The organism is Rhizobium metallidurans (genome assembly GCF_014196505.1).
Taxonomy (GTDB): Bacteria; Pseudomonadota; Alphaproteobacteria; order Rhizobiales; family Rhizobiaceae; genus Rhizobium; species Rhizobium metallidurans.
Window position 1 is genome coordinate 89,457 of record NZ_JACIDW010000016.1, and the last position, 11,551, is coordinate 101,007.

General features: G+C 61.1%; 10 protein-coding genes. 8 read left to right on the forward strand and 2 right to left on the reverse strand.

From position 1 onward, the window contains the following. Positions 1 to 39 precede the first annotated feature (39 nt). From uvrA to GGQ67_RS19795, 4 genes are read left to right on the forward strand one after another with little or no spacing between them, the layout of a single operon-like run. Positions 40 to 2,961, forward strand: a complete 2,922-nt coding sequence (gene uvrA / locus GGQ67_RS19780) for an excinuclease ABC subunit UvrA (RefSeq protein ID WP_183901846.1) — start codon at positions 40 to 42, stop codon at positions 2,959 to 2,961. Further along, a complete protein-coding gene (locus tag GGQ67_RS19785; protein WP_183901847.1) occupies positions 2,958 to 3,284 on the forward strand; it encodes a DUF4258 domain-containing protein in 327 nt (108 codons plus the stop codon). The genes uvrA and GGQ67_RS19785 overlap by 4 nt, the downstream gene beginning before the upstream one ends. Next, positions 3,281 to 3,544, forward strand: a complete 264-nt coding sequence (locus GGQ67_RS19790; protein WP_183901848.1) for a hypothetical protein — start codon at positions 3,281 to 3,283, stop codon at positions 3,542 to 3,544. The genes GGQ67_RS19785 and GGQ67_RS19790 overlap by 4 nt, the downstream gene beginning before the upstream one ends. Further along, positions 3,541 to 4,347: a DUF72 domain-containing protein gene (locus GGQ67_RS19795; RefSeq protein ID WP_183901849.1), complete on the forward strand. Its 807-nt coding sequence runs from the start codon at positions 3,541 to 3,543 to the stop codon at positions 4,345 to 4,347. The genes GGQ67_RS19790 and GGQ67_RS19795 overlap by 4 nt, the downstream gene beginning before the upstream one ends. Before the next feature lie 16 nt (positions 4,348 to 4,363). Here GGQ67_RS19795 and GGQ67_RS19800 read toward each other — a convergent pair whose 3' ends face one another. Further along, the gene (locus GGQ67_RS19800) at positions 4,364 to 5,839 is read right to left on the reverse strand and encodes an NAD(P)H-hydrate dehydratase (RefSeq protein WP_183901850.1); all 1,476 of its coding nucleotides are present in this window, start codon (positions 5,837 to 5,839) and stop codon (positions 4,364 to 4,366) included. A gap of 342 nt (positions 5,840 to 6,181) precedes the next feature. Between GGQ67_RS19800 and GGQ67_RS19805 the strand changes: the two genes are divergently transcribed. The 3 genes from GGQ67_RS19805 to hspQ all read left to right on the forward strand — a co-directional run bounded on the left by GGQ67_RS19805 (position 6,182) and on the right by hspQ (position 8,464). Continuing rightward, a complete protein-coding gene (locus GGQ67_RS19805) occupies positions 6,182 to 6,520 on the forward strand; it encodes a P-II family nitrogen regulator (RefSeq protein WP_018900556.1) in 339 nt (112 codons plus the stop codon). Between the two features lie 53 nt (positions 6,521 to 6,573). After that, entirely contained in the window at positions 6,574 to 7,983 is a 1,410-nt protein-coding gene (gene glnA / locus GGQ67_RS19810) for a type I glutamate--ammonia ligase (RefSeq protein WP_018900557.1), read from the forward strand. A 151-nt stretch (positions 7,984 to 8,134) separates the two neighbouring features. Then, positions 8,135 to 8,464: a heat shock protein HspQ gene (hspQ, locus tag GGQ67_RS19815; protein ID WP_183901851.1), complete on the forward strand. Its 330-nt coding sequence runs from the start codon at positions 8,135 to 8,137 to the stop codon at positions 8,462 to 8,464. A 143-nt stretch (positions 8,465 to 8,607) separates the two neighbouring features. Here the strand turns inward: hspQ and GGQ67_RS19820 are convergent, their stop codons facing one another. Then, the gene (locus GGQ67_RS19820) at positions 8,608 to 9,261 is read right to left on the reverse strand and encodes an invasion associated locus B family protein (RefSeq protein ID WP_183901852.1); all 654 of its coding nucleotides are present in this window, start codon (positions 9,259 to 9,261) and stop codon (positions 8,608 to 8,610) included. A 268-nt stretch (positions 9,262 to 9,529) separates the two neighbouring features. Between GGQ67_RS19820 and GGQ67_RS19825 the strand changes: the two genes are divergently transcribed. Further along, positions 9,530 to 11,335 carry an extracellular solute-binding protein gene (locus GGQ67_RS19825; RefSeq protein ID WP_183901853.1) on the forward strand — a complete coding sequence of 602 codons (1,806 nt, stop codon included), beginning with the start codon at positions 9,530 to 9,532 and terminating at the stop codon, positions 11,333 to 11,335. The last annotated feature ends 216 nt before the right edge of the window (positions 11,336 to 11,551 follow it).

The window sequence follows — 11,551 nt, forward strand, 5'->3', positions numbered from 1 at the left end:
CTAAATAAGGGGCTTGTTCCAGCACAGAAGCAGAAGACGATGAGCGAACTGAAGACGATTTCAATCCGTGGCGCGCGCGAGCACAATCTGAAGGGCATCGACCTCGATCTGCCGCGCAACAAGCTGATCGTCATGACGGGCCTGTCGGGATCGGGCAAATCCTCGCTCGCCTTCGACACCATCTATGCCGAGGGCCAGCGCCGCTATGTCGAGAGCCTGTCGGCCTATGCCCGCCAGTTCCTCGAGATGATGCAGAAGCCCGATGTCGACCAGATCGACGGCCTGTCGCCCGCGATCTCGATCGAGCAGAAGACGACCTCGCGCAACCCGCGCTCGACGGTCGGTACCGTCACCGAGATCTACGACTACATGCGCCTGCTTTTCGCGCGCGTCGGCGTTCCCTATTCGCCGGCCACCGGCCTGCCGATCGAGAGCCAGACGGTCAGCCAGATGGTTGACCGCATTCTCGCCTTTGACGAAGGCACGCGTCTCTTCATCCTCGCGCCGCTCGTGCGCGGCCGCAAGGGCGAGTACAAGAAGGAACTCGCGGAGCTCATGAAGAAGGGCTTCCAGCGCGTCAAGATCGACGGCCAGTTCTACGAGATCGCCGACGCTCCCGCGCTCGACAAGAAATACAAGCACGATATCGATATCGTCGTCGACCGCATCGTCGTGCGCGCCGACGTCTCGGCGCGACTAGCCGACAGCTTGGAGACCTCGCTGAAGCTCGCCGACGGCCTCGCCATCGCCGAATTCGCCGACAAGCCGCTGCCGGTCGAGGAAACCGCCGCCGGCGGCTCGGCCAACAAGTCGCTCAACGAGACGCACGAACGCGTTCTCTTCTCGGAAAAATTCGCCTGCCCGGTGTCCGGCTTCACCATCTCGGAGATCGAGCCGCGCCTGTTCTCCTTCAACAACCCGGCCGGCGCCTGCCCGACCTGCGACGGCCTTGGCGCCCAGCAGAAGATCGACGCCAACCTGATCGTGCCGGAACCCGAGCGCACGCTGCGCGACGGCGCCATCGCCCCGTGGGCCAAATCGTCCTCGCCCTATTACAACCAGACGCTGGAAGCGCTCGGCAAGCATTTCGGCTTCAAGCTCGGCGCCCGCTGGAACGACCTCTCCGCCAAGGCGCAGGACGTCATTCTCAACGGCACCGAGGAAAAGATCGAATTCCACTACGTCGATGGCGCCCGCTCCTACACGACGCACAAGAATTTTGAAGGCATCATCACCAACCTCGAGCGCCGCTGGAAGGAAACCGATAGCGCCTGGGCGCGCGAGGAGATCGAGCGCTACATGTCGGCCGCACCCTGCCCGTCCTGCAACGGCTTCCGCCTGAAGCCGGAAGCGTTGGCCGTGAAGGTCAACAAGCTGCATATCGGCCAGGTCACCGACATGTCGATCCGCGTCGCCCGCGACTGGTTCGAAACGCTGCCTGACAGTTTCAACGCCAAGCAGAACGAAATCGCAGTTCGCATCCTGAAGGAGATCAGGGACCGCCTGCGCTTCCTGAACGACGTCGGCCTCGAATATCTGAGCCTGTCGCGCAACTCCGGTACGCTCTCGGGCGGCGAGAGCCAGCGTATCCGCTTGGCCTCGCAGATCGGCTCGGGTCTCACCGGCGTTCTCTACGTGCTCGACGAGCCGTCGATCGGCCTGCACCAGCGCGACAATGCCCGCCTGCTGGAAACGCTGAAGCACCTGCGCGACATCGGCAACACCGTCATCGTCGTCGAACACGACGAGGACGCCATCCTGCAGGCCGACGACGTCGTCGATATCGGCCCCGCCGCCGGCATCCATGGCGGCCAGGTCATCGCCCACGGCACGCCGCAGGACATCATGGCCAACCCGAAGTCACTGACCGGTAAATACCTGTCGGGCGAGCTCGGCGTCATCGTTCCCGAAGAGCGCCGCAAGGTGAAGAAGGGCAAGGAAATCAAGGTCGTCGGCGCCCGCGGCAACAACCTGAAGAACGTCACGGCATCGATCCCGCTCGGCGTCTTCACGGCGGTTACGGGTGTGTCCGGCGGCGGCAAGTCCACCTTCCTGATCGAAACGCTCTACAAGTCAGCCGCCCGTCGCGTCATGGGCGCGCGCGAGATCCCAGCCGATCACGATCGCATCGACGGCTTCGAGCATATCGACAAGGTCATCGACATCGACCAATCGCCGATCGGCCGCACGCCGCGCTCCAACCCGGCCACCTATACCGGCGCCTTCACCCCGATCCGCGACTGGTTCGCCGGCCTGCCGGAAGCAAAGGCGCGCGGCTATCAGCCGGGCCGCTTCTCCTTCAACGTCAAGGGCGGCCGCTGCGAGGCCTGCCAGGGCGACGGCGTCATCAAGATCGAGATGCACTTCCTGCCCGACGTCTACGTCACCTGCGACGTCTGCCACGGCAAGCGTTACAACCGCGAAACGCTCGACGTCACCTTCAAGCAGAAGTCGATCGCCGACGTACTCGACATGACGGTCGAGGAAGGCGTCGAATTCTTCGCAGCCGTCCCCGCCGTCCGCGACAAGCTGCAGGCCCTCTTCGATGTCGGCCTAGGTTACATCAAGGTTGGCCAGCAGGCGAACACGCTGTCCGGCGGCGAAGCCCAGCGCGTCAAGCTCGCCAAGGAACTCTCGAAGCGCTCGACCGGCCGCACGCTCTACATCCTCGACGAGCCGACGACGGGCCTCCACTTCCACGACGTCGCCAAGCTGCTGGAGATGCTGCACGAACTGGTCAACCAGGGCAACTCGGTCGTAGTCATCGAGCACAATCTCGAAGTCATCAAGACCGCCGACTGGGTCCTTGACTTCGGCCCTGAAGGCGGTGACGGCGGCGGCGAGATCGTGGCATCCGGCACGCCTGAGGCGATCGTGAAGGAAAAGCGGTCCTATACCGGCCAGTTCCTGAAGGAACTGCTGGAGCGGCGGCCGGTAAAGAAGGTGCAGGCGGCGGAGTGAGTGATATCCTCTCCACGGTGCGTTTGCTTATCGCTGACGGCAAGTTCAGGGTCTCGGCACACGCACTGCGGGAGTTGTTGAACGACGATCTGCTCATCGAGCCGTTGGTGATGGATATAGTGTCGGCGGTGGTCGTGGAGGAGTACCCGCAGTATCACAAGGGACCCTGTGTTCTGGTCCTGCAGACGGACGAGCGGGGACGCACCATACATTTACTTTGGGGCATCCCATCAGGCGCATCCGAACCGGCAGTGTTGATAACAGCATACATTCCCGATCCAGACCGCTGGAATGACGATTTCACTAGGAGGAAGCCGCAATGACGAGACAGGCGTCGCAGCTCATTCGTGAGGGGGAATATGCCGCGGAGGTCGTCGTGGAGCTTCGCGACGATGGTGGTGAATGGTCCCCGACGGTAAGCCCGGAGGATATCCGCAAGCTGGATCGCGTACGCCGCGCGCTTCGTGACCGCGATTTCGAACGTGCCGAGAAGGATTCTCGCGTCTTTCGTCTGGTGCCGCGCGAGGCCGACTATCCGAAAATCGGTTTCGGCGAAAACGAACAGGATGGATTGAAGTCATGACAAAACCCGGCACCATTCGCGTCGGCATCGGCGGCTGGACGTTCGAGCCCTGGCGCAACCACTTCTTCCCCTCGGACCTGAAGCAGAAGGATGAGCTGAACTATGCCAGCCGGCAGCTGAAGGTCATCGAGGTCAACGGCACCTATTACAGCTCGCAGAAGCCCGAGACCTTCGCCAAGTGGGCCGCCGATGTGCCTGAAGGCTTCATTTTCTCGCTGAAGGCCAGCCGCTTCAGCACGAACAGAAAGATCCTCTCCGAAGCCGGTGAATCGGTCGAGCGCTTTCTCGGCCAGGGCATCGTCGAGCTCGGCCCGCATCTCGGCCCCATTCTCTGGCAGTTCGCTCCAACCAAGAAGTTCGAGCCCGAGGATTTCGAGGGCTTCCTCAAGCTGTTGCCGGACAGGCAGGATGGCCTGCCGCTGAAGCATGTGGTCGAAGTCCGCCACGACAGCTTCAAGGTGCCGGAGTTCGTGGCGCTGCTCGCGAAATACGGCGTCGCCCCTGTTGTCGCCGAGCATTTCGATTATCCGATGGTGGCGGATGTCACCGCCGATTTCGTCTACACGCGGCTGCAGAAGGGCTCGGACGACATCCGGACCTGCTATCCGCCGAAGGAGCTAAAGAACTGGGCCAAGCGCCTGGAGACCTGGGCCGAGGGCAAGGTGCCGGACGATCTGCCGCTCATCGATAGCGACCGCAAGGTCAAGGTCGAGCCGCGCGACGTCTTCGCCTTCATGATCCACGAGGGCAAGGTCAATGCTCCCTTCGGCGCCATCGCGCTGCAGGAAGAGGTCGGCAAGTAGTCGGAGCGCGAAACAATCAGAGTGGCAAGACGTGGCTGACGAGGTCTTCCGCCGTCAGCCCCTTGCCAGCGCGGCTGCCCGCTTCGCCATGCAGGTAGACGCCCGCCGCCGCCGCCTCGAAGGCCGGCAGTCCCTGCGCCATCAGCGCCCCGACAATCCCCGCCAACACATCTCCGGACCCCGCGGTGGCGAGCCAGATCGGCGCATTGGTGTTGATCAACGCTCGCCCATGCGGCGAGGCGATCACCGTGTCGGGCCCCTTGTAGACGATGGCCGCATTGGCCCTCGCCGCCGCCGCCAGCGCCTTGTCGGCCTTGCCGAGACTCGGGTCCGCGGCGATATCGGGAAACAGCCGCGAAAACTCGCCCTCATGCGGCGTCAGAACCAACCGCGTCTCCCCTTCGGCGAACAGTGAGAACAGCGCGTTCGGATCATCGCGGAACGAGGTGATGCCATCGGCATCCAGTACCAGATGTCGACGGGAAAGTGCTGCCACGAAACCCCGCGCCTTCTGGCCGGCCCCGAAGCCCGGCCCGAGCACGAAGCTGCGCAACCGGTCATCCTTCAGCCAGTCGGAGAGCTCTGCGTCCCCATCGATGCCGTGCAGCATCACGGCGGTCAGATGCGTCGCGTTCTCCGCCATGGCATCATCAGGCGAGACGATCGTCACCAGCCCCGCGCCGGCCTTCAATCCGGACATGGCCGACATGCGTGCCGCACCCGTCTTGCCCTTCTCGCCCGAGAAGACGACAAGGTGGCCGCGCTTGTACTTGTGCGTCTCCTGCTCCGATGACGGGAGCCACCGCCGCCACGCGTCCGGCCTGTTCTCCGCCAGCGTGCCCGATGCCTGCCCGCGCACGATCCGCGCGGGTATGCCGATGTCGAGCACCTCGAGCACGCCCGAAAGCTCGCGGCCCGGCATCAACAGATGCCCCGGCTTGCGGGTCATGAAGGTGATCGTCCGCGCGGCGGAAAACGCCGCTCCCAGCACCATGCCAGTCCGGCCGTCGTTGCCCGACGGCAGATCGACGGCAAGCACCGGCAGGCCGGCATCGGCGATACGACCGATCACGGCACCAACAGCCTCCGGCACGGCCCGCGTCAACCCGGCCCCGAACAGCGCGTCGATCACCACGTCACCATCCGCGGGCCTGTAGTCCTCGATCGGCGCGCCGACACCGGACCAGTGGCTGCGCGCCCGCGCGGCATCGCCCGTCAATCGCGCGGCATCGCCCAGATGAAAAAGCGCCACCGCGACACCGCTGTCCGCAAGGCACCGCGCCGCAACGTAGCCGTCACCACCATTGTTGCCGGGGCCGCACAGCACGACGGCGCGCCTCGCCGACGGATAATGGCGCAGGAAGGCCGCCGCCACGCCGGCGCCAGCCCGCAGCATGAGCCCGAAACTGTCGATACCCGAGGAAGCAGCGGCGGCATCGACGGCGGTCATTTCGGCGGGTGTAAGGAGAAGGTCGGCGAGCTGAGTGTCCATCCGGTCATTCAAACAGAATCCGCCTAAAAAACAACCGATTGGCGCAAAATCTGGAAGCTTATTATTTAGCCATTTGCATATATTTTAACCGCACACCCAAACCATAAAGAAAGCATCAGACATCGCGAATATTCCGGATTTCGATTGAATTTTAAGCTTTTCGCGCACAACCCGCGCCGATTTTGACAAAAAAATCGTTGAAATTACTGAAAATCACTCGACTTTCGGCCTGTGGCCGCCATTTCCGCGAAGATTCCACTTTCCAACTGGCACGATAACTGCATCATATCGGGGGGTGGGTATGAGCCTGCTATAACGGGAGAAGCGGAGAGTCATTTTCTCATGAAAAAGATCGAAGCGATCATTAAGCCCTTCAAGCTGGACGAAGTGAAGGAAGCCCTTCAGGAAGTTGGCCTGCAGGGGATCACGGTCACGGAAGCAAAGGGCTTCGGTCGCCAGAAGGGTCACACGGAACTGTACCGTGGCGCCGAATATGTCGTCGATTTCCTGCCGAAGGTGAAGGTCGAAGTCGTCCTCGCCGATGAAAATGCGGAGGCCGTCATCGACGCGATCCGCAAGGCCGCGCAAACGGGCCGTATCGGCGATGGAAAAATTTTTGTATCCAATATCGAAGAAGTCATTCGTATCCGTACCGGCGAAACCGGTGTCGACGCGATCTGACGTTGGTCCAGGCGAGACAATCGTCCCGTCTTCTCAAATGAAGGAACCATTTTATGGCGACCGCAAGCGAAATCCTCAAGCAAATCAAGGATAACGACGTCAAGTTTGTTGACCTGCGCTTTACCGATCCCAAGGGCAAGCTGCAGCACGTCACGATGGACGTCGTTTGCGTCGATGAAGACATGTTCGCCGATGGCGTCATGTTCGACGGCTCCTCGATCGGCGGCTGGAAGGCGATCAACGAATCCGACATGGTGCTGATGCCCGACACGGAAACGGTCCACATGGACCCGTTCTTCGCGCAGTCCACCATGGTCATCCTCTGCGACATTCTCGATCCGGTCTCCGGCGAAGCCTATAACCGCGATCCGCGCGGCACCGCCAAGAAGGCCGAAGCCTATCTGAAGGCATCCGGCATCGGCGACACCGTGTTCGTCGGTCCCGAAGCCGAGTTCTTCATCTTCGACGACGTTCGCTACAAGGCCGATCCCTACAACACCGGCTTCAAGCTCGATTCCACCGAACTGCCGTCCAACGACGACACCGAATACGAGACCGGCAACCTCGGCCACCGTCCGCGCGTCAAGGGCGGCTATTTCCCGGTTCCGCCGATCGACAGCTGCCAGGACATGCGCTCCGAGATGCTGACGGTGCTGTCGGAAATGGGCGTCGTCGTCGAAAAGCACCACCACGAAGTGGCGGCCGCCCAGCACGAGCTCGGCATCAAGTTCGACACGCTCGTTCGCAACGCCGACAAGATGCAGATCTACAAGTACGTCGTGCACCAGGTCGCCAATGCCTACGGCAAGACGGCAACCTTCATGCCGAAGCCGATCTTCGGCGACAACGGCTCGGGCATGCACGTCCACATGTCGATCTGGAAGAGCGGCAAGCCGAGCTTCGCGGGTGATGAATATGCGGGCCTCTCCGAGAGCTGCCTCTATTTCATCGGCGGCATCATCAAGCACGCCAAGGCGCTGAACGCCTTCACCAACCCGTCGACGAACTCCTACAAGCGTCTCGTCCCGGGCTATGAAGCACCGGTTCTGCTCGCCTATTCGGCGCGCAACCGTTCCGCCTCGTGCCGTATTCCGTTCGGCAGCAACCCGAAGGCAAAGCGCGTCGAAGTCCGCTTCCCGGACCCGATGGCGAACCCCTACCTCGCTTTCGCCGCCATGCTGATGGCTGGCCTCGATGGCATCAAGAACAAGATCCATCCCGGCAAGGCCATGGACAAGGATCTCTACGACCTGCCGCCGAAGGAGCTGAAGAAGATCCCGACGGTTTGCGGCTCGCTCCGCGAAGCGCTGGAAAGCCTGGACAAGGACCGCAAGTTCCTGACCGCCGGCGGCGTCTTCGACGACGACCAGATCGATAGCTTCATCGAACTGAAGATGATCGAGGTCATGCGCTACGACATGACCCCGCATCCGGTCGAATACGACATGTACTACTCGGCATAAGCCGACAGGAAGCCCCGGTTCGCCGGGGCTTTCGCCTGCCAGATGTCGCGGACGCCGCGCGCGAATGTGACACTCATGTGACGAGTTCTCGCACAAATCTTGATTTGAGTGAGACCAATCACCAAATCAGGTGATGAAAGGAAGTCGTACCATGAAAGAAAGACTAGCTAAGTTCAGTATCGGCGAAGTGGTTCGGCACAAGGTATTTCCGTTTCGCGGCGTCATCTTCGATGTCGATCCGGAATTCGCGAATACGGAAGAATGGTGGAATTCTATTCCCGCCGACGTGCGCCCCAGCAAGGACCAGCCCTTCTACCACTTGCTCGCCGAAAACGAAGATAACGAATACGTCGCCTACGTATCCGAACAGAACCTGATGAATGACGAAAGCGGCGAACCGCTTCGCAATGAACAGGTCTACCAGATTTTCGATATGGCACCGACGGGGCAGTTCAAACCCAAGATGAGCTTCACCCACTAAGCCGCTGCATATCCGTTTCAAAACCCCGCTCACCCAGCGGGGTTTTTCTTTGGCTGCGATCCGGATTGCAGGCAACAAAAAACCCGGCGCGAAGCCGGGTTTCTCGAAAATCCTTAGGGCTCGACATTACCGAGCCTCTGGCATTACTGAGCCTTGGCGGCCTTCTGGGCGTCTTCAAGCTTCTTGCGCGCTTCGTCGGCCTTCTTCTGCATGCTGTCCTGCAGGCTCTTCTGGCTCTCGGCGAGCTTGGAAGCGGAAACCGCTTCGCCGTCGAATGCGCCGGTGAAGCCTTCAAGCGAAATCTTGATCGGGTTCGGCGCACGGCGGAAGTTGACCGAGGTCAGGATCAGATCGGTGCCCTTCTTCAGGCTGGCGACCATGGCATCCGTCAGCGGAATCTGAGCGACGCAGCGATCGGGCATGCACATCAGATAGTCGATCTTCTGCGGCTTGCCGCCGTCGATCTGCATGCCGATACCCGGAGGAATGAGGCGTGCCGGCGGAACAGAAACCTGCAGGCTCTTGTTGTTGACCTTGCCGGAAACCGAAATGAGGCCAACGCCGGTAACGAGCTGACCGCCGGTTGCCAGAACGACGTTCTGGACGACGCAAACGTCGTTGTCCTGCTGCTTGCTGCAGGTCTTGTACCAGCCAAGGCGCGGAGCGCCGGGGGCCTGGCTTGCCGCATCGGCCGATGCGTCCTGCGCGAAAGAAGACACCGGAGCCATCGCGGCGCCAAGCATCAATGCCATAACGGACAGGGCTGCCCGTGTTTTCTTTTCAGACTTGAACATCATAACGAATTCCGTCTCCTGATATCCCGTTGGGACAGCCGATATGCCATCCTCACCAACAGGGTTGTTCGCATCTGACCTCTTAAAACAATAAGGCAAATGCATGACCCCCCGACTTCGGGGTCCCTGTTACATCGCGTTGTCGGAGATTTCCAGTGTTTCTTTGGCGTTTTGCGTGTCGCCCGAAAGAATTCGCCATGGATGGTGAATCGGGCCGCGCGCATGATAGTCTTCGCGCGAATCGCGCCGTTTTCCGGAAAGGATTTCGACTATGCTCCGGATCGTTCTCCCCGTTGCCTTTGCTCTCGTTTGCGGCACAGCGCTTGCCGAGCCGGTGACCGGCATCGCGATGCACGGCGCGCCCGCCCTGCCCCAGGATTTCAAGAACCTTCCCTACGTCAATCCGGATGTGAAGAAGGGCGGGAAGATCTCCTATGGTGTCGTCGGCACCTACGACAACCTGAACCCGTTCATCCTGAAAAGCATGCGCACGACCGCCCGCGGCATGTGGGACCCGGAATATGGCAACCTTGTCTATGAGACGCTGATGCTGCGCTCGCGCGACGAGCCATTCACGCTCTATGGCCTGCTCGCCCAATCCGTCGAGTGGGACGACGACCGCACCTACATCCAGTTCAATCTGAACCCCGCCGCCAGATGGTCGGATGGCCAGCCGGTGACGCCCGAGGATGTGATCTTCTCCTTCAATATCCTCAAGGAGAAAGGCCGCGTTCCCTTCAGCACGCGCCTCAATGCCGTCGAGAAAATGGAGAAGGTCGGCGACAACAGCGTCCGCTTCACCTTCAACGACAAGGCCGACCGCGAATTCCCGCTGATTCTCGCCGGCTCGACGCCGATTCTCCCCAGGCACGCGATCGACGCGGAGAATTTCGACCGCTCGACGCTGAAGCCGCCGATCGGCTCCGGCCCCTACAAGATCAAGTCGCTGAAACCCGGCGAAAGCATAACTTTCGAGCGCGATCCGAACTATTGGGGCAAGGATGTCCCGGCCAAGGTCGGCCTCGACAATTACGACCAGATCACCGTCCAGTATTTCTTGCAGGACACGACACTATTCGAATCGTTCAAGAAGGGCGATATCGATGTCTATCCAGATGGCAGCCCCGGCCACTGGGCCAGCGCCTATAATTTTCCGGCGGTCACATCAGGCGACGTCGTCAAGGACACCTTCCAGCCCAAGCTGCCCTCGGGCATGTTCGGCTTCGTCTTCAACACCCGCCGGCCGCTCTTCGCCGACGTGAAGCTGCGCGAGGGCCTGTCGCTGATCTTCGACTTCGAATGGGCCAACAAGAACCTTTTCTCCAGCGCCTATATCAGGACGCAGAGCTACTGGCAGAACTCCGGTCTCTCCAGCTTCGGCGTCCCCGCCGACGAGCGCGAACTGAAACTGCTCGGCCCGATCAAGGATCGTATCGATCCCGCCATCCTCGATGGCACCTACAAGCTTCCGGTCACGGATGGCTCCGGGCGTGACCGCAACGTGCTGAAGCAAGCCGCCGCTATACTGAAGGAGGCCGGCTACACGATCAAGAACGGCAGGATGAGCGACGCCAACGGCCGGCCGCTGTCCTTCGAGATCATGACGCAGAACACCGACCAGGAGAAACTCGCCGTCTCCTTCCAGCGATCGTTGCAGTTGCTCGGCATCAGCGTCTCCATCCGCACCGTGGATGATTCGCAGTATCAGAGCCGTACGAACACCTTCGACTACGACGTCATCGTCAAATCCTTCACCTCGTCGCTGTCTCCAGGCATCGAGCAGGTCGGCCGCTGGTCGTCGGCCTCGCGAGACCGCGATGGCACCGACAATTTCGCCGGCGTCGCGGACCCGGATGTCGACAAGCTGATCCAGAACATCCTGACGTCCCGCTCCGCGGAGGACTTCACCGCCGCCGTCCGCGCGCACGACCGCATGCTCCTGTCGGGGCACTATGTGCTGCCGCTCTATCACGTCAACAACCAGTGGGTCGCTCGCAGCAAGCGCATCGGCCGTCCCGACACGGTGCCGCTTTACGGCTACCAGCTGCCGGCATGGTGGGACCAGAGCGTCCAGTAACAGGTGGTTCTCTTTTCCTGCCTGGTTGAACTGAGCGTCCTCAGCGACTAGATGGCTTCAAACGCCTGGCGTCCGAAAATGGCGTCAGGGCCGTCAGCTCAATCAGCAGTCCCGGCCACAACCCACTATTGTCCGGTTTAACTCCCGGTCAATTGCAGCGAGAATTGTCTTGGGTCCGTTGTGGGGCTTTCGTGCGGTCTTTTCAGAGTGTCGATG